This window comes from Thermus sp., from assembly GCF_039793865.1.
GTDB lineage: Bacteria > Deinococcota > Deinococci > Deinococcales > Thermaceae > Thermus.
The window spans coordinates 1-17809 of the sequence record NZ_JBAMMI010000085.1 but is presented as its reverse complement, the minus strand read 5'-3'; the positions used below and the strand labels follow the sequence as shown (position 1 = coordinate 17809).

General features: G+C 70.2%; 17 protein-coding genes and 1 pseudogene. 3 read left to right on the top strand and 15 right to left on the bottom strand.

What is annotated here, in order from left to right; all coding sequences use genetic code 11:
* Positions 1–42 precede the first annotated feature (42 nt).
* Positions 43–1266 carry a serine hydroxymethyltransferase gene (glyA, locus tag ABJK26_RS07765; protein WP_347241709.1) on the top strand — a complete coding sequence of 408 codons (1224 nt, stop codon included), beginning with the start codon at positions 43–45 and terminating at the stop codon, positions 1264–1266.
* A 23-nt stretch (positions 1267–1289) separates the two neighbouring features.
* Positions 1290–2864, top strand: coding sequence for an AAA family ATPase (locus ABJK26_RS07760; protein WP_347241708.1), 1575 nt, complete (start codon positions 1290–1292; stop codon positions 2862–2864).
* A gap of 213 nt (positions 2865–3077) precedes the next feature.
* On the opposite strand, the gene ABJK26_RS07755 is transcribed toward ABJK26_RS07760, so the two are convergent.
* Genes ABJK26_RS07755 through gmk form a run of 5 tightly spaced genes read right to left on the bottom strand, consistent with a single transcriptional unit; the run spans position 3078 to position 6327 of the window.
* On the bottom strand, positions 3078–3689 hold the full coding sequence (locus ABJK26_RS07755; protein ID WP_347241707.1) for a MarC family protein: 612 nt from the start codon (positions 3687–3689) through the stop codon (positions 3078–3080).
* Between the two features lie 4 nt (positions 3690–3693).
* Complete coding sequence (gene argR / locus ABJK26_RS07750; RefSeq protein WP_347241706.1) at positions 3694–4185, bottom strand: arginine repressor; 492 nt, start codon at positions 4183–4185, stop codon at positions 3694–3696.
* A 9-nt stretch (positions 4186–4194) separates the two neighbouring features.
* Positions 4195–5382, bottom strand: coding sequence for a bifunctional phosphopantothenoylcysteine decarboxylase/phosphopantothenate--cysteine ligase CoaBC (gene coaBC, locus ABJK26_RS07745; protein ID WP_347241705.1), 1188 nt, complete (start codon positions 5380–5382; stop codon positions 4195–4197).
* Positions 5382–5684, bottom strand: coding sequence for a DNA-directed RNA polymerase subunit omega (gene rpoZ / locus ABJK26_RS07740; protein ID WP_347241704.1), 303 nt, complete (start codon positions 5682–5684; stop codon positions 5382–5384). Before rpoZ ends, coaBC begins: the two co-directional genes overlap by 1 nt.
* On the bottom strand, positions 5665–6327 hold the full coding sequence (gmk, locus tag ABJK26_RS07735; protein ID WP_347241773.1) for a guanylate kinase: 663 nt from the start codon (positions 6325–6327) through the stop codon (positions 5665–5667). Before gmk ends, rpoZ begins: the two co-directional genes overlap by 20 nt.
* Before the next feature lie 91 nt (positions 6328–6418).
* Between gmk and ABJK26_RS07730 the strand changes: the two genes are divergently transcribed.
* Entirely contained in the window at positions 6419–7846 is a 1428-nt protein-coding gene (locus ABJK26_RS07730; RefSeq protein WP_347241703.1) for a glycoside hydrolase family 13 protein, read from the top strand.
* On the opposite strand, the gene ABJK26_RS07725 is transcribed toward ABJK26_RS07730, so the two are convergent.
* The 10 genes and pseudogenes from ABJK26_RS07725 to ABJK26_RS07680 form a co-directional block, all read right to left on the bottom strand.
* On the bottom strand, positions 7823–8284 hold the full coding sequence (locus ABJK26_RS07725) for a methylated-DNA--[protein]-cysteine S-methyltransferase (RefSeq protein ID WP_347241702.1): 462 nt from the start codon (positions 8282–8284) through the stop codon (positions 7823–7825). The two genes, ABJK26_RS07730 and ABJK26_RS07725, sit on opposite strands and share 24 nt — an antisense overlap.
* Positions 8285–8287: 3 nt before the next feature.
* Positions 8288–9349, bottom strand: a complete 1062-nt coding sequence (locus ABJK26_RS07720; RefSeq protein ID WP_347241701.1) for a SpoIID/LytB domain-containing protein — start codon at positions 9347–9349, stop codon at positions 8288–8290.
* A 12-nt stretch (positions 9350–9361) separates the two neighbouring features.
* Complete coding sequence (gene bshC, locus ABJK26_RS07715; protein WP_347241700.1) at positions 9362–10816, bottom strand: bacillithiol biosynthesis cysteine-adding enzyme BshC; 1455 nt, start codon at positions 10814–10816, stop codon at positions 9362–9364.
* Between the two features lie 10 nt (positions 10817–10826).
* Complete coding sequence (locus ABJK26_RS07710; RefSeq protein WP_347241699.1) at positions 10827–11450, bottom strand: Crp/Fnr family transcriptional regulator; 624 nt, start codon at positions 11448–11450, stop codon at positions 10827–10829.
* A gap of 3 nt (positions 11451–11453) precedes the next feature.
* A complete protein-coding gene (locus ABJK26_RS07705; protein WP_347241698.1) occupies positions 11454–12272 on the bottom strand; it encodes a 1,4-dihydroxy-6-naphthoate synthase in 819 nt (272 codons plus the stop codon).
* A 5-nt stretch (positions 12273–12277) separates the two neighbouring features.
* On the bottom strand, positions 12278–15034 hold the full coding sequence (locus ABJK26_RS07700; protein ID WP_347241697.1) for a tetratricopeptide repeat protein: 2757 nt from the start codon (positions 15032–15034) through the stop codon (positions 12278–12280).
* A gap of 60 nt (positions 15035–15094) precedes the next feature.
* On the bottom strand, positions 15095–16117 hold the full coding sequence (locus ABJK26_RS07695) for a deoxyhypusine synthase (RefSeq protein WP_347241696.1): 1023 nt from the start codon (positions 16115–16117) through the stop codon (positions 15095–15097).
* A gap of 65 nt (positions 16118–16182) precedes the next feature.
* A pseudogene (locus tag ABJK26_RS07690) lies at positions 16183–16402 on the bottom strand (hypothetical protein); the annotation flags it as partial.
* A 1-nt stretch (position 16403) separates the two neighbouring features.
* On the bottom strand, positions 16404–17294 hold the full coding sequence (locus ABJK26_RS07685; protein ID WP_347241695.1) for a 2-hydroxyacid dehydrogenase: 891 nt from the start codon (positions 17292–17294) through the stop codon (positions 16404–16406).
* Positions 17269–17796, bottom strand: coding sequence for a GNAT family N-acetyltransferase (locus ABJK26_RS07680; RefSeq protein WP_347241694.1), 528 nt, complete (start codon positions 17794–17796; stop codon positions 17269–17271). Before ABJK26_RS07680 ends, ABJK26_RS07685 begins: the two co-directional genes overlap by 26 nt.
* Positions 17797–17809: the final 13 nt, after the last annotated feature.

The following is a 17809-nucleotide window of genomic DNA, read 5'->3' as shown; positions in this document are numbered from 1 at the left end:
AAGCTTACCAGCCCTCCCGGGTCCAGGGCCTATAATCGGACCATGGTCGGCACGAGCCTAAGGGACGAGGCCCTTTTTGCCCTCATCGCCCTGGAGGAGAAGCGCCAGCGGGAGGGCCTGGAGCTCATCGCCAGCGAGAACTTCGTCTCCAAGCAGGTGCGGGAGGCGGTGGGGAGCGTCCTCACCAACAAGTACGCCGAGGGCTACCCCGGGGCCCGGTACTACGGGGGGTGCGAGGTCATTGACCGGGTGGAGTCCTTGGCCATAGAGCGGGCCAAGGCCCTCTTCGGGGCGGCCTGGGCCAACGTTCAGCCCCACTCGGGCTCCCAGGCCAACATGGCCGTCTACATGGCCCTGATGGAGCCGGGGGACACCCTCATGGGCATGGACCTCGCCGCGGGCGGCCACCTCACCCACGGCTCCCGGGTGAACTTTTCCGGGAAGCTCTACAAGGTGGTCTCCTACGGGGTCCGCCCCGACACGGAGCGCATAGACCTCGAGGAGGTCCGCCGCCTCGCCCTGGAGCACCGCCCCAAGGTCATCGTGGCCGGGGCCAGCGCCTACCCCCGCTTCTGGGACTTCAAGGCCTTCCGGGAGATCGCCGACGAGGTGGGGGCCTATTTGGTGGTGGACATGGCCCACTTCGCCGGGCTCGTGGCCGCGGGCCTCCACCCGAACCCCCTTCCCTTCGCCCACGTGGTCACCAGCACCACCCACAAGACCCTGAGGGGCCCAAGGGGCGGGCTCATCCTCTCCCAGGACCCGGAGCTCGGAAAGAAAATAGACAAGCTCATCTTCCCCGGGATCCAGGGAGGGCCTTTGGAGCACGTCATCGCCGGAAAGGCCGTGGCCTTCTTTGAGGCCCTGCAGCCCGAGTTCAAGGAGTATAGCCGCCTGGTGGTGGAAAACGCCAAGCGGCTGGCGGAGGAGCTCGGCAAGAGGGGCTACCGCATCGTCACCGGGGGCACCGACAACCACCTCTTCCTCGTGGACCTCCGCCCCAAGGGCCTCACCGGGAAGGAGGCGGAGGAGAGGCTGGACGCCGTGGGGATCACGGTGAACAAGAACGCCATCCCCTTTGACCCCAAGCCGCCCAGGGTCACCTCGGGGATCCGCATCGGCACCCCGGCCATCACCACCCGGGGCTTCACCCCCGAGGAGATGCCCCTCGTGGCCGAGCTCATAGACCGGGCCCTCCTGGAGGGCCCCTCGGAGGCCCTAAGGGAGGAGGTCCGAAGGCTCGCCCTGGCCCACCCCATGCCCTAGCGGGGCCCCTACAATGGAAGGGGATGCTCCGGCGCCTCGAGGTGCAAAACCTCGCCGTCATCCGGGAGGCCGCCCTGGAGCTCGCCCCCGGCCTCAACGTCCTCACCGGGGAAACCGGGGCGGGAAAGAGCCTCCTGGTGGACGCCCTGGCCCTCCTCCTCGGGGAAAAGCCCGAGGGGAGGGTGGGGCCCTTTGGGGATAGCCTTCTCGTCACCGCCTTCTTCCAGGGGAAGGAGGAGCGGGTCCTCTCCCGGAGGGTGGGAAGCCGCTCCACGCCCCGCATTGACGGGGAGGTGGTGAGCCTGAAGGAGCTCCAGGAGGAGGCGGAGAGGTGGCTTTCCCTCCACGCCCAGCACGCGGCCCTCGCCCTCCTCTCCCCGAGGCGCCAGCGGGAGCTTCTGGACGCCCTCCTGGACCCAAAGCTTCTCGCCCGCTACCAGGAGGCCTACGCCCGCCACCAGGCCCTAAAGGGCGAAAAGGAAGCCCTAGAAGAAGCCCTCAGGGCCAAAGCCGAGCGGGAGGACCTCCTTCGCTTCCAGCTAAAGGAGATCGCCGAAGCCAAGCCCCGCCCGGGGGAGGACGAGGAGCTTTCGGAGGAGGCCCGGAAGCTCCGCCACCTCGAGGCCCTGAGGGAGCGGGCAGGAAGGGCCTACGGCCTCCTGGAGGAGGAGGCCCTGGGGCCTCTGGAGGCCGCCTTGAGGGAGCTTAAGGCGGGGGGGCGGTTTGACCGGGCCCTGGAGGCCCTGGCGGAGGACCTGGAGGCCGCCCTCCACGGGGCCCAGGCCGTGGCCCGGGAGCTTGCGGACTACCTGGAGGGCCTGGAGGGGGATCCGGAGCGGCTTTCGGCCCTCGAGGCCCGCCTCGCCCTCTTGGAGCGCCTGAAGCGCAAGTACGGGCCCACCCTGGAGGACGTGCTGGCCCACGCGGAGCGGGCGAGGGCGGAGCTCTCCACCCTGGAGGGAGGGGAGGCTCGGCTAGAGGAGGTGGCGCGGGCCCTAGAGGAGGCGGAAGCGGCCCTCCTCCTGGCGGGCGAGGCCCTGGGCGAGGCCCGCAGGCAGGCGGCGGAGCGCCTCGCCCGGGGCATGGAGCGGGAGCTTTCCGAGCTCGGCTTTCCCAGGGCCCGCTTCCAGGTGGACCTCAAGCCCCTCCCGGAGCCGGGGCCTTTCGGCCTCGAGGAGGTGGCCTTCCGCTTCTCCGCCAACCCCCACCTTCCCCCCGCCCCCCTGGGGGCGGCAAGCGGCGGGGAGCTCTCCCGGGTGGCCCTGGCCCTCGCCCTCCTCACGGGGGCCGAGGCCCCCACCGTGGTCTTTGACGAGGTGGACGCGGGCCTCGGCGGGGAGACCGCCTGGAAGGTGGCCGAGCGCCTGGCCCGCCTGAGCGAGACCCGGCAGGTCCTGGTGGTCACCCACCTGCCCCAGATCGCCGCCCGGGCCCACCGCCACCTGAAGGTGGTGAAGGCGGGGGAGGAGGTGCGGGTGGAGGTCCTGGAGGGAGAGGCCAGGGTGCGGGAGCTCGCCCGCCTCCTCTCCGGCCAGTACACCGAGGCCGCCCTCTCCCACGCCCGGCTCCTCCTAGAGCGCCCCGAGGTCCAAGGTTGAGCCTCCCCGAAGCCCCGGATGAAGGGGTGGAGCGGAACCCCTCCCCTGCCCCTTACCCCCGTCTACGGGGTAGGCGCAGGAGGGATCGAGGCGGGGGAAGGAACCCTAGAAAACCCCCTGTGAATCCTTCGCCTAAGCCGTGGGCCTTCTTTCCCGGGGCCCCCATGCAAGCCAGCATGGGGTGGTATTAAAGCCGGACGCATCGCGAGAAGTTTAAAGAAGGCCCTTGACCCCCTGGGCCACGTACTGCACCGCCAAGGCGGCGAGGAGAATGCCCAGGACCCGGGTCACCACGTTGACCCCCGTGCGCCCCAAGGCCCGGCGCACCCGGATGGCCGCCCGCAGGAAGAGGTAGGCCAGGGCCAGGACCAGAAAGGCCGTGAGGAGGACCATCCCCACCCCCAAGGGCACCCGCGTGGCCTCCGCTCCCAGGACCAGCACGCTGGCCAAGGCCCCCGGGCCCGCAATCAGGGGGATGGCCAGGGGGAAGACGGAGATGTCCGCCCGCTCCAAGGCCTCTCTGGCCTCCTCTTCCGTCTCCCGCTCGTGATGGGCAAAGACCATCTCCGTGGCGATGCGGAAAAGGAGGATACCCCCGGCCACCCGCAGGGCGTCCAGGCTGATGCCCAGGTAGCCCAGAAGCCCCCGGCCGAAGAAGAAAAAGAAGGTGAGAAGCCCTCCCGCCACCAGGACCGCCTTGCGGGCGATGCGCGCCTGCTCCTTGGGGGAGCGGTCCCCGGCCAGGGCCAAAAACACCGGCACCAGGCCCACCGGGTCCATGACCACGAAAAGGGTGAGGAAGGACTTCAGGAAAAACTCGGGCACGGCTTTAGGAGGGGGCGGGCCTCCCCAGGGCCTTCCCCGAAAGGAGAAGCCCGCCGAACTCCTCCTCCAAGGCCCTGGCGTCCTCCTCCGTGCGGGCCACCACCAAAATGGTGTCCTCCCCCGCCAGGGTGCCCACGATCTCGTCCCGCCTGAGGCGGTCTATGAGGAGGGCGATGCCGGAGGCGTGCCCCTCGGCGGTCTTGAGCACCAAGAGGTTGCCGCCCCGGTCCACGTCCTTCACGAAGAGGCCCACCTGCCGCCTGAGCTCCTCGTACACGTCCTCGGGAAGCTCCGTGGAGGGGAGGGCGTACTTGTGCCGCCCCTTGCCCAGGGCCACCCGGGCCAGGCGGAGCTCGGCGATGTCGCGGCTCACCGTGGCCTGGGTCACCTCAAACCCGAGCTGGCGCAGGCGCTCCACCAACTCCTTCTGGGTGCCGATCTCCTCCTTGCGCACGATCTCCTGGATGGCGCGGTGCCGCTCCGCCTTGCTGCGCATACCCATCCCTTAACCCCTAAGCTCCTTGACCAAATCCAGTATACGCTCGGCCACTTCCCGCTTCCTCATGCGGGGAAGCTCCAGGACCCGCCCGTCCCTAAGGAGGAGGACCACCTGGTTCTCCAGGCTCCCAAAGCCCACCCCCTCCCGGTTGACCCAGTTGAGGGCGATAAGGTCCAGGTTCTTGCGCCTTAGCTTCTCCCTGGCCCGTTCCAGGCCCTCCCCGGTCTCCATGGCGAAGCCCACCAGAATCCGGCCCTCCTTCCTCTCCCCGAGCTCCTTGAGGATGTCGGGGTTGGGCACCAGGCGGAGGAGGCGCTCGGCCTCCACCTTGGGCTCCTTCTCCTTGAGGGTCTCGGCGGGCCGGTAGTCGGCCACCGCCGCCGCCATCACCACCGCCTCGGCCCAGGGGTAGCGGTCCAGGATGGCCTGCCGCATCTCCAGGGCGCTTTCCACCTGCACCACCTCCATTCCCCAGGGGTCGGGGAGGGCAGTGGGGCCCGAAACCAGGACCACCTCCGCCCCCCGGTCCCGGGCGGCCTCGGCCACGGCGTAGCCCATCCGGCCCGAGGAGGGGTTGGAGAGGAAGCGCACGGGGTCCAGGTACTCCCGGGTGGGCCCGGCGGAGACCAGAAGGCGAAGGCCCTTTAGATCTTTAGGGGCGAGGAGGGCCTCGAGGCGCTCCACCAGTTCCTCGGGCTCCAGCATCCGCCCCCACCCCTCTCCCTCCCCCGCCGCCGCCAAAGGGCCGTAGGCGGGGCCGAAGAGGGCGTGGCCCAGGGCCTTAAGCCGCTCGGCGTGGGCCTGGGTCTGGGGGGAAAGCCACATGGCCTCGTTCATGGCGGGAGCCCAGGCCACCCTCTTCGCCCCGGCGAGGAGGGTGGCGGAGAGGAGGTCGTCGGCGAGGCCAAGGGCGGCCTTGGCCATGGCGTCGGCGGTGGCCGGGGCCACCAGGACGGCCTCGGCCCACCGGGCGAGCTCTATGTGGAGGGCCCGGCCATCGGGGCGGAACCAGGCTTCCTCCGTGGCCACCTCGCCCCCCGCGGCCACCGCCAGGGAAAGGGGGGTGATGAACTCCAGGGCCCTCGGCGTGGCCAGGACCCGGACCTCGTGCCCCCTCGCCCGGAGGAGGCGGAGGAGGTGGGGGGCCTTCAGGGCCGCCGCCCCCCCCGCCACCGCCACCAGGACCCGGGCCACTAACCCTCCTCTTCCGCCACCGGGTAGAGCCTCTCCATCTCCTTCTGCAGGCGGTCCTCGGGGACCAGGTTCTCCCCGAAGACGAGCCTGCCCGTGAAGAGTTCCTTCATGGCCCAGGTCACGGCGTTGGGGTCGTCAAAGAGGCCCTCGAGGGTGCGCATCTTGGGCCTCTCCTCCGGCTCCAAGACGGTGTTCTTGAAGCGGTGGCGCAGAAGCTGCTGGGCCCTTTTGGCCACCACCACCGTGAGCCGGTACTTGGAATCCACCATGCCAAAGAGCTTGTCAATCCCCGGTTCCGCCATGGCTCCTCCTCAGGATCTCCTCCAGCTCCTCCTCCAAGGACGCGTCCCGGGCGAGGGCCCGGCTCAGGGCCTCCCCCATGCGCTCGGTGCGGCGGCGCTCGGCGGTGAGGATGGCGAGGAAGTCCCGCACCGCCTCCTCCAGCACGTCGTTCACCACCACGTAGTCAAAGCGGTGGGCGTTCCTGATCTCCCACTCCGCCTGCTCCAGGCGCCTCCGAATCCTCTCGGGGTCGTCCGTGCCCCGGTAGACCAGGCGGCGCTTGAGCTCGGAAAGGGAAGGGGGCACCAGAAAGATGAGCACGGCCTCGGGCATCCTCTCCTTCACCTGGAGGGCCCCCTGGACCTCGATCTCCAAGAGCACGTCCTCCCCCCGGCTCAAGGCCCGCTCCACCGGGGCCTTGGGGGTGCCGTAGAGGTGCCCCACGTACTCGGCGTGCTCCAGAAACCCCCCTTGGGCGAGGAGGGCCTCAAAGGTGGGCCGGTCCACGAAGTAGTAGTCCACCCCGTGCCGCTCCCCCGGGCGGGGGGGACGGGTGGTCATGGAGATGGAGTAGAAAAGGCGGGTGCGCTCCAGGACCTTGGCCCGCACCGTGCCCTTCCCCACCCCGCTGGCCCCGGTCATGACGAAGAGCTGGCCCCGCATACCCCTCACCCCGGGAGGATACCAAAAGCCCCCGGCCCCGGCAAGGATTTTTGTGATCTGGGCACCTTCTCCCCGTGGTACACTCTCCCCCATGGCCTGGTACCAGGGCGCCTTCTTTTACCAAATCTTCCCCGACCGCTTCTTCCGGGCAGGCCCCCCGGGCAGGCCCGCCCCTACGGGACCCTTTGAGCCCTGGGAAGCCCCCCCCACCCTAAGGGGCTTCAAGGGGGGAACGCTTTGGGGCGTGGCGGAGAAGATTCCCTACCTCCTGGACCTGGGGGTGGAGGCCCTCTACCTCAACCCCGTCTTCGCCTCCACCGCCAACCACCGCTACCACACCGTGGACTACTTCCAGGTGGACCCCCTCCTCGGGGGCAACGAGGCCCTGCGCCACCTCTTGGAGGTGGCCCACGCCCACGGGGTCCGGGTCATCCTGGACGGGGTCTTCAACCACACGGGAAGGGGCTTTTTCGCCTTCCAGCACCTTCTGGAAAACGGGGAGGCGAGCCCCTACCGGGACTGGTACCACGTGAAGGGCTTCCCCCTCAACGCCTACGGCCTCGAGCCCAACTACGAGGCCTGGTGGGGCAACCCCGAGCTCCCCAAGCTCAAGGTGGAGACCCCGGCGGTGCGGGAATACCTGCTTTCCGTGGCCGAGCACTGGATTCGCTTCGGCGTAGACGGCTGGCGCCTGGACGTGCCGAACGAGATCCCAGACCCCGAGTTCTGGCGGGAGTTCCGGCGCAGGGTCAAGGGGGCGAACCCCGAGACCTACCTGGTGGGGGAGATCTGGGAGGAGGCGGATTTCTGGCTCCAGGGGGACATGTTTGACGCGGTGATGAACTACCCCCTCGCCCGGGCCCTCCTGGGCTTCGTGGGGGGGGAGGCCCTGGACCGGGAGCTCGCCGCCCGCTCGGGGCTTGGGCCCGTTGAACCCCTCCAGGCCCTGGCCTTCAGCCATCGGCTGGAGGACCTCTTTGGCCGCTACCGCCCCGAGGTGGTCCGGGCCCAGATGAACCTCCTCACCTCCCACGACACCCCTCGCCTCCTCAGCCTGATGCGGGGAAGCGTGGAGCGGGCGAGGCTCGCCCTTTCCCTCCTCTTCCTCCTGCCCGGAAACCCCACGGTCTACTACGGGGAAGAGGTGGGCATGGAAGGGGGCCACGACCCGGATAACCGGGGCGGGATGGTCTGGGAGGAAGCCCGCTGGCGGAGGGAGCTTTGGGAGGCGGTGCGGCGGTTGGCGAGGCTACGCAAGGACCACCCCCTCCTGCGCACCGCCCCCTACCGGCGCGTCTACGCCCAGGACGGCCACCTGGCCTTCACCCGCGGGCCCTACCTGGTGGTGGCGAACGCCACCCCCCACCCCTTCCGCCAGGACTTCCCCCTGCACGGGGCCCTGCCCCGGGGAGCCCAGGCGGTGGACCTCCTCTCGGGGAAGGCCTGTACCCCCATGGGGGGGCGCCTCTGTGGCCCCGAGCTTCCCCCCTTTTCCCTAGCGGTCTGGGTGGAGGTCTAAGGCCCCTTCAAAGGCGAGGAGCCAGCGCTTCAGCCCCTCCTGGCCCTGAAACCCCCCAAGCCGACCATCGGCGTGGATCACCCGGTGGGCGGGTACCAGGAGGAAAAAGGGGCAGGCCCTAAGGGCCGCCCCCACGGCCCGGGGAGCAAGGCCGAGCTCCCGGGCCAGGCGCCCGTAGCTTTCCGTCTTTCCGTAGGGAATGCGCCGCACCCGCTCGTAGACCGCTACCCGGGCCGGGGAGAAGCCGGCGTAGTCCAGGGGCAGGTCCAAAAAGTTCAGGCGCTCCCCGGCGAAGTAGGCCTCCACCCTCTCCCGCACGGCACGGGCTAGGGAGCCCCTTGCCTCCTCTCCCCGGAGAAAAAGGACGGGCTCCAAGCGCCGCACCCCAAAGGGGGAAACCTCCAGCCAGAGGGGCCCTAGGGGCGTGGGGATCCACATGGCCTAGCGAAGGGCCAAGGCCGGACCCGGAAGCCCCCCTAGGAGAAGGTCCGAAAGAAAGGTGCCGGGGAAGTAGTGTCCCAGGATCTCCCGGTGGCCGTACCCCGCCTCGGCCATGCCCTTGGCCCCCCACTGGGAAAGTCCCACCCCGTGCCCCAGCCCCCGGCCCAACGCCTCAAAGCCTTGGAACTCCACCAGGGTAGAGGGAAGCCCCAGAAGGCGCAGGAAGCGGCCCGCCTCGAGGCCCCGAAGCTCCACCCCCAGAAGCCGCACCCGCCACACCCGGCCCGAGGGGCTTCGCTCCAGAACCCGGGGAGGGTCTTCCCCCGCCGGACGGAACCCCAGAGCCCGGAGCACCTTGGCCGCTCGGGCCTTTTCCACCCGCATCCGCCAAAGGCTTTTGGGGCCCTTGGCGTAGGGGTCGGGGCGGGGGCGGAGGTAGGGCAGGGCCTGGCCGAAGACCTCCTCGTTTCCCGCCGTCATCCCCCCGGAGTCGGCGTGATAGAGGGCGGAGATGGCCCTTCCCCCGTAGCTCAGGACCTGGCCCCGGGTGGCCGCCACCGCCGCCCGGTACCGTTCCTTTTCGGCGGAAAAGCCCAGGTAGACCTGGCAGCGCTCGTCCGCGCAGAGGTCGTAAGGGGCCTTGGGGTTCAGGCGGCTTACGGCGAAGGTGCGGGCCACCACCGCCTGGGCCTTCAGGGCCTCCAGGGGAAAGCCCTCGGGCATCTCCCCCGGCAGGACCCCGAGGAGGTAGTCCTCCAGGGAAACGAGGTTCACCACGAGAAGCTTCCTCCCCCGGGCGAGGAGGCGCACCCCGCCCCGGTAGACCCGGCCTCCCAGGACGAAATAGGGGGCGGGAAGGTCAAGGAAGGGGTAGACCCTTCCCTCCACCGCCACCCCCTGGGGCGTGGCCCAGGCCCGCACCTTCCCCTCGGGGAGCCTGAGGACCACCTCCTGGCCCAAGGGCGCCTCCCGGAGGAGGACCCGAAGCCATAGGTCCTGCCCCTGGCCCCGCCCGGAAAAGAGGGCGAGGAGAAGGAGGAAAAGCCGGAAAAAGCCGCGCATCGGCCTTCCATCCTACCCCAGGACCAGCACCGCCCGCCCCTCTAAGGGCGCCTCTTCCAGGCTCCGCAAAGCGTCTTGGTGGCGCAAGGCGTACATGGCGTAGGGGAAAACGCGCTCCTGGGGAAGCCCCAGGGGAAGGAGGTGGCGCCTTAAGCGCTCCAGGTGGTGGAAAAACACCGCATCCCGGGAAAGCCGGGCGCGGAGCACCTTCCGAAGAAGCCGCTCCCCCTCCCCCTGAAGCCTCGCCCGGAAGCGGCGGAAGGGGCGCTCCAGGGTGGGCTCCAGGGCCCGGGCCCGCTCCGCCAGGGCCTGGGCCTCTTCCAGGAGCCGGGCGAGCCCCTCCTCCACCTGCCGGAAGCCCTCCAGGTCCTCCCGGAGGGCCTCGAGGAAGGCCCCCTCTCCCCGCTCCACGAAGGCCCAGGGGTCCAGGCGGTACCGCTTTAGGATGCGAAGGATGGGGGGCTCCAGCACCACCCCCTGCACCCTCAGGAAGAGGGCGGGCATGGTAAGGCCGTAGAGGGCGTAGACCCCGGAAAGCTCCGCCACGTAGCGGAACTCGTTGGGCCCCACCACGAAGCCCGCCGTGGGGAGGACCAGGTCCTGAAACACGGGCCTCAGACCCGCCGCCGGGGTGAGGCGGGAGGGGTCGGCGCGGGCGATCTCCCGGAGCTCCCTCTGGGTGTAGCGCCGCACCCCGTCGGTGAAGGCCCCGCCCTCGTAGAAGAGGAGGCGTCTTTGGTCTGTTTCCAGGAAGAGGTTGGCGGCCCCGGGCTTGCGCCGAAGAGGGGCCTTCCCCCCAAGGCCCCGGACCCTTTCCGCCTCCCGGTTGATGGCCTCGGCGCTCCCCAAGGGGTCCTCCAGCTCCCGCTCCAGGGCCTCCTGGAAGAGGGGGGCGAGCTCCTCGGCCATGGGGTCAAAAGGGAGGAGCCCCCGCTCCCCAAAAAAGGCCAGGAGGACCCGGGCGAAGAACTCGGAAAGCGTTCCCGCCTCCAGGGCGTAGACCAGGCGGGGGTCCTTCGCCCAAGGGCCGAGGAAGTCGGCGATGGCCTTGCGGTGAGGCTCCAGGGAAAGGCGCCCCGCGGGCAGGGGGGGGAAGGGAAGGGAGAGGGTGCGCACCTCCCCGTCCACGAGGAGGTGGAGGTGGCGCACCTCCTCCACGTCGTGGTCCTGGGAGGCCACCCAAAAGACCCCGGCCGCCCCTACCCGCTCCGCCAGGCCCAAGGCGGTGTGGGCCTTGTAGAAGGTGAGGGCGGGCCCCCCGAGAAGCCCCGCCTGCTGGCCGGTGACCACCGCCCCCGCCTCGAGGCGCTTCAGGGCCCTGAAGGCTTCCTCCGGGGCCTGAAGGCGCTCAAGGTAGGCCCCAAGGGCCTCCCCAAGCCTGGGGTGGCCCTTTCGGCCCAGGCGGGACCTTAGGGCCTCCTCCCCTTGGGGCAGGTTCAAAAGGCGGGCCAGCAGGGCGGGCTCCATGCTTTAGAGCCTAAAGCGCCTCCGCCAGGCGGGCAAGGGCCTTGGGGTCCAGGACCTCCACCCGGCGGTAGCCCAGCTCCACCCAGCCCTCCAGGGCCCACTCCCCCAGGAGCTTGGTCACGGTTTCCCGGGTGGCCCCCACCATGCGGGCCAGGTCCTGGTGGGAGAGGACCACCTCCCCCTCCCGCCCCAGGCGGAGGAGGAACCGGGCCAGGCGCTGGGCCACGGAGAGGTGGCGCACCTCCCAAAGCCTCTCCTCCGCCGCTCGCAGGCGGCGGTAGAGGGCCTCGAGGAGCCAGGCCCCCACCTGGGGAAAGCGGGCCAAAAGGGGGTCAAGCCGGTCCTTGGGGGCGAAGAGGAGCTCGCCGTAGGTGAGGGCCACGGCCCCGGCGCGCCGCCTGTCCTCCCCCACCAGGGCCTCCTCCCCCAAAAGCTCCCCCGGGCCCACCACCCCCAAGGTGGCGGGCTCCTCGGCGGGGCCCAAGCGCTCCAGCAACAGGAGGCCTTCCCGCACCAGGTAGAGGCCATCGGCCCGGTCCCCCTCGGCGTAGAGAAGGGCCCCCCGGCGCACCCTGAGGGGCTGGAAGACCCCGGCGGCCTCCTTGCGCGCCTCGGGAGGTAGCCCCTGGAGCATGGTCTACAGAAAAAGGGGGGCGGCCGAAGGGGGAACGAGCCCCCGGGCCTCGGCCTCGGCGAAGAGGCGCGCCACGGCCCGCTCCCCCTCCTCTCCCACGTCCAGGCTGAAGCCGTTCACGTAGGTGCGCACGTGGGCCCAGATGACCTCCTCGGAAAGCTCCTTCGCGTGGGCCTTCATGTAGTCCAGGGCCTCCTCGGGGTGGGCCAGGGCGTACTCCAGGCTCCGGCGCACCGCCCGGTCCAGCTCAAGGATGAGCCCCTCCCCCAGGTCCCGCCGGGCCAGGATGGCCCCGAGGGGCAGGGGTAGGCCGGTCTCTTCCTCCCACCACTCCCCCAGGTCCACCACTTTGGCGAGGCCGTACTTTGGATAGGTGAAGCGGCTTTCGTGGATGATGAGGCCCGCCTCCACCTCTCCCTGGGCCACCAGGGGGAGAATCTGGTCGTAGCGCACCTCCACGGGGTGGAAGCCCTGGGCGTAGAGGGAGAGGAGCAAGAAGGCGGTGGTGTTCCGCCCCGGAATGGCCACCCGGGCCCCCTCGAGGCGGGGGAGGGGGCGCCTGGCCACGAGGAGGGGCCCCACCCCCCTCCCCAAGGCCCCCCCGCTCCTTAGGGCCACGTACCGGTCCCGCACCCGGCCGTAGGCGGCGTAGGAGAGCTTGGTGAGGGGAAGCCTCCCCTCCAGGGCCCAGCGGTTCAGGGTCTCCACGTCCTCCAGGACGGGCTCCAAGGGAACGGGGCTTTCCACCCGGCCGTGGGCCAGGGCGTAGAAGATGAAGGTGTCGTTGGGGCAGGGAGAGTAGCCAAGGGCCAAGGCCTCCATAGCCCCTACTGTACCCCTTTGAGGGCCTTCTTGAAGACCTCCGGGGCGAAGGCCTTGAGGGCCCTCAAGAACCCCGTGGCCCCCCGGGCCCGGCCCGGGATGACGTGCACCGGCACCCCCAGGCGCTCGGCCTCGAGGCGCACGGGCTCGGAGAGGTCGTGGCCCACGTAGCTGGAGACGATCATGAGGCCGTGGGCCTTCTCCAGGCGGCTCAGGATGCGCCTCAGGGCCTCCTTTCCCACCCCGGCGCTGTCGGCGTCGTACCAGTCCACCTTGAGGCCCCGGGCCTCCAAAAAGGGAACGAGGCGGCTACGGAGCTGGGTGTGCCCCCCCACCACCAGGAGGTGCTCCCCGTGGAACCTCGGGAGGTCCTCCTCCAGGAGTTTTCCGGGCGATTCGGGCAAGGGGGGCGCCTCCTCTCCCAGGGCCTTCAAGCCCTTCCCCACCGCCTTAAGCTCCTCCAGGTAGAGGGCCAGGCTCTCGTCGTGGGGCTTGAGGAAGAGGAGGTTCCTAAGGATCTCCCGGGCCAGGGCCAGGTCCTTCTCCCGGTAAAGGGCCACCTCCAGGGCCTTCTGCCAGTACTCCGCCGCCCGGCGCCAGTCCCCCTGGGCCTCGTGGTGCTCGGCCAGGTCAAAGAGGACCTCCAGGGCCTGGGGGTGCTCCTTGAGCTCGGAAAGGAGAAGGGCCTCCGCTTCCTCCGCCCTCCCCGCCCCGTAGAGGGCGGCCAGGTACTGCCCCCGCGCCGTCTCGGCCTCGGGGCTTTCCCGGAAGGCCCGGGAGAGCCGGTAGGCCAAGGCCAGAAGCTCCAGGGGCGGCTGCGGCGTGTGGCTTAGGGCCTGGTAGAGGACGCTGAAGGCGGCCCAAGGCCCCTCCAGCCTCTCCAGAAGGTGCAGGAGTCCCAGGAGGTCCTCCTCGGCCACGGCCTCGAGCCCGGCGTCCCGGGCCCGGGAAAGGAGCTCCCGGGCGAGCACCTCCTCCCCCCCCTCCAGGGCCTCCCGGGCCAGGCGGAAGAGGTAGGGGGCGGGGTAGGCCCTTAGGGCGTGGGCCCGCTTGTGGTCTCCAAGGACCTCCCGAAGAGGGCGACCTAGGGCCCGCTTTACCTCGGCCAGGTGGTGGAAGGCCATCCCCGCCACCTCCCCTTCCCCGTGGCGGGCCGCCTGCTCCAGAAGGTAAAGGCCCTCGGCCATGCGCCCTTCCCGCTGACGGAGGATGCCGAGGAGCAAGGAGGCCTCGGGGATCTCCGCCCGGCTCAGGGTCTCGGTGAGGTAGGGCTCCACGGCCTTCAGGTCCTCTCCCCGGTAGTCCAGGGGGGTGCGGAGGCGGAGGGCGCTCAGGGCCAATCCCAAGAACCCCTCGGCCTCGTCCCAATCGGCGAGCCTCCTGGCGTAGCGCTCGGCACGGGCGAAGAGCCCTTGGAAAAGGGCCGCTCTTAGGCCAAGCCGAAGCATCTCCCGGGTGAGGAGGCCCGGGGAGAGGTCCTCCACGAACTCCGCCCGACGGCTCACCTCGGTCCACTCCCCCTCCCGGGCGTAGCGGCGCATCCTGTCGGTGATGCGCTCCAGGGCCTCTTGGATGTAGACCTCGGCCTCGAGGAGCCCCGACTCCACGAACTGCCGGAGGGCGTCGGCGTACCGCCCCTGGGCCAGGTAGACCCGGCCCAGGGCCAGGCGGTACCGCCCGCCCCGCACCGCCAGGGCCTCGAGGCGGCTCCTCGCCCTCTCGTACTCCCCGAGCTCCACGAGGACCAAGGCCCTAAGGTCCTCCGCCTCCTCGGAGAGGGCCCGCCTTAAGGCCTCCTCCGCCTCGGCGTAGCGGGAGAGGGCCAAGAGGGCCCGGCCCCGGAGGTAGGCCGCCTCCCCCGCCGCCTCCTCGGGCAGGCGGGCCAGGACCTCCTTGTGGTTGCCCGCCTCCAAAAGGGTCCGCACCTCCTCGAGGTCCACCCCCCGCGCCAAAACGGGCTCGGGCTCCTCCCAAGGCTCCTCCAAGGCCTCCCCCACGAAGGCCTCCGCCAGGGCCTCGGGCCTCCGGGCGAGGACGAGGAAGTACTCCCCCTCCCCCACCCGCTCCACCTCGGCGAAACCTAGGCGCCTGAGCCCCTCCTCCACCCCTTCCGGGCTCTTGCCCAAAAAGGGCCCGTGGCCGTAGACGAGAAGCCCCCCCGGGCGGAGGAGGCGGAGGAAGAGGGGCAGGCGCTCAAAGAAGGCGAAGCGCTTCCAGAAGGCCTCCGGAGCCAGGCGGCCTTCCAGGTCCTGGTCCACGAGCCCCTCGGGAAAGACCGAGAGGAGAAGCAGGGTGTCAAAGGGGGGAAGCTCGGCCTCCTCCGCCCAGCCCAGGTGCCAGGCCACCTCCGGCACCCTCTTCCTGCCCACCTCCACCGCCTCCTCCACCCCCTCCAGGGCGTGCCACTCCAGGTCGGGGCGCTGCCTTTGCAGGAAGCCCACCAGGGCCCCGGTGAAAGGCCCCACCTCCAGGACCCGCCCCTCCACCCGGGAGGGCACCTCCTTGGCGTAGAACTCCAGGAAGGGGAGGTGCATCCCGTAGACCAGGGCCTCCCCCTTGGGGACCTTGAGGACCTCCCGGTAGAAACTTCGCACCGCCTCCCGCCCCCCACCCCCCAGGTAGGCCCGCCAGGCCTTGAGGAGGGGGGCCCGCTTGGCCGGGCTTCCCAGCTGCTTGGCGAGCTCGGCCTCAAAGCGCCCGGGGGGAAGGGGCCCCTGGACGCCGAAGCGCTCCTTCAGGAAAAGCCTGAGCTCCTCGGGCATTTGCCGGGAGTCTACCAAAAAGGCGGGGGGCGGTAAAGCGCCCCCCGCCCGCCCGATGGCCTAAGCCGGAACCTCCCTCAGGAAGAGATCGGCGTAGCGGCGCTTGGCCCGCGCGGGGGCGCGGTGCCAAATGTAGGAGGCAAGGAGGGGGAAGGCCAGGGTGGCCTCGGCGAAGACCATCTGGGAGAGGCGGGCGTCCACCTTGCCCCAGCTTTGCGCCTCGGAGAGGGTGGAGCCGGAAAGCCCCCCGTCCCGCTCGTCGGCCACGGTGATCTGGATGGCGTACTTGTGCATCTCCACCCGGTGGCCCAAGACCTCGGCGGCCACCACGATGTCCTGGGCGAAGTTCTTGGGCACCCCGCCCCCGAGCATCACGAGCCCCGTGGTCCCGGCCTTCAGCTTGATCTCGGTGAGCTCGCGGAAGTCGGCCACGGAGTCTATGGTCACGTGGGCCTCGGGGCGCTTCACCTGGTGGTAGACGAGGCCAAAGCCCGCGGAGGAGTCGGAGAAGGCGGGGACGAAGATGGGCACCCCCTCCTCGTAGGCCGCCCGCACGATGCTCCTCTCCCCCAGGCCCCGCTCCGCCAGGTAGCGGCCCATGTGCCAGAGGAACTCCCGGCTGGAGTAGGGGCGGGGCTTTAGGCCCTCGGCGATCTCGGCCACGGTGTAGTCGGTGTGCCTCAGCTCCTCCTCGTCAATGTAGGTGTCGTAAATGCGGTCAATCCAAAGCCGCCTTAGGGCCTCGTCGTCGGCCTTCGGGTCCCCCTGGTAGTGGCGGTGGCCCAAGGCCTCAAAGAAGTCCTGGTCCACGATGTTGGCCCCGGTGGCCACGACGACGTCCACCAGGCCCTTCCGGATGAGGTCGTGGACGATCAGGCCCTGGCCCGCGGAGACCAGGCTCCCCGCCAGGGTGAGGATGACGGCGCAGTCGTCCTGGAGCATCTCCAGGTAGATCTCCGCCGCCCGGTGGAGGTTCCTGGCCTGGAAGGCCGTCTTGCCCATGGCCTCGAGGATGGGCCCGGCGTCAAAGGCCTTGATGTCTATGGGCTCCACGGGCGTAGAGAGGAGGTCCTTCTTCTGCACGCTTCTCCTTTCCACGCGGGGTGGGCGTTGGGCGGCTCCCCCCCTTTGGCGCCCCCTGCCCCTTGCGGCAGGACCTCAAGTATACCACCCCCCGGCGATGGGGGGGTAGACCTCGAGGGGGCCCTCCACCTCCTCGTCCAGGCCCACCGCCTTGTCCCCCACGGCGAGGAGCCAGGCCTCCTCCAGGGGGATCCCCAGCTTCTTTAGGGCCTCCCTCGGGGTCCTGGCCTCCACCTGGAACCGCTCGCCGAAGCGGCGGAGGTCGCCGTGAAGGATGACTTCCACCCTAATACCCCTCCCGCACCACGTTGAGGAGGGGCTCCCCCCGGAGGTACCGCCCCACCTGCTCGGAGAGGAAGCGGGCCGCCCGGCGGGAAAACCCCTCGGAAAGCCCGGCCACGTGGGGGGTGATCACCGCCCCCTGGGCCCGCCAGAGGGGGTGGCCCTGGGGAAGGGGCTCGGGGTCGGTGACGTCCAAGAAGGCCCGCACCCGCCCCGCCTCCAGGGCCTCCAGGAGGGCTTCCGTGTCCACAAGAGCGCCTCTTCCCGCGTTCACCAGGAGGGCCCCCTCCTTCATCCGGGCGAGGAAGTCCCGGTCCACGAGCCTTCGGGTCTCGGGGGTGAGGGGGAGGAGGAGGACCACGGCGTCCGCCTGGGGGAGGAGGTGGGGCAGGTCCTCCCGGGCGTAGACCCCGGGGCGGGGGCGGCGGGCCACGGGAAGAAGCTCCACCCCAAAAGGCCTAAGCCGCTCCGCCACCGCCTTCCCGATGGACCCAAAGCCCAAAAGGAGGACCCTCTTCCCCTCCAGGTCGGAAAGCCGCCTCGGGGCCCAGCGCCCTTCCCTTTGGGCCTCGAGGAAACCGGGGAGGTCCTTGAGGAGGGCGAGGAGGGCCAGGACCACCCACTCGGCCACGGGGGTGTCGTGGATGCCGGAGCCGTCGCAGAGGACCACCCCCTCGGGAACGAGGGGAAGGATCCAGTCCACCCCGGCGGAGAGGGTCTGGACCACCTTGACCTCCACCTCCGCCAACACCTTCCGCACCACCTCCTCCTGGCCGTAAGGGGGAATGAAGAGGTCCGCCGCCTTGGGCCAGGGCTCGTCCAGAAAGCGCACCTCCACCCCCTCGGGCAGGAGGGCGAAGACCTCCTCCCTAAGCCTCGGGGCCAAGATCCTCACGGCGCACCTCCATGTGCACGTCCTCCCTCCCCCTGGGGCCCGGGACCACGCCCACCTCGCGGAAGCCCGCCTTCTGGAAGGCCCGCCTGGCGCGGAGGTTGTGGGCGAAGGTCCTGAGCTTCACCCGCCTCAGGCCCAGGACGCGAAAGGCGTAGTCCAAGGCCGCCCGCACCGCCTCGGTGCCGTAGCCCCGCCCCCAGCGCTCCTTCCTCCCGATGAGGATGCCCAAGGTGGCCTCCTCCGGGGTGAGGTCGTAAAGCTCCAGGGTGCCGAGGTACTCCCCCCGCTCGTCCAGGATGACGAAGGCCTGGCGGTCCTTTCTCCGGGCCTCCGCCAGAACCAGGCGCTTGAAGAGCCAAAAGGGGGAGCGGAGAGGGCTTGAGCCGTTCCACTCCGCCACCTCGGGGTCGCGGAAGGTCTCGTAGAGGGCCTTCCACTCCGCTTCGGAAAGCCCCGCGGAAAAGGGCTTGAGGACCACGCGGCCGAAGCGGGGCCAGTCCACGGGGATAGCTTAA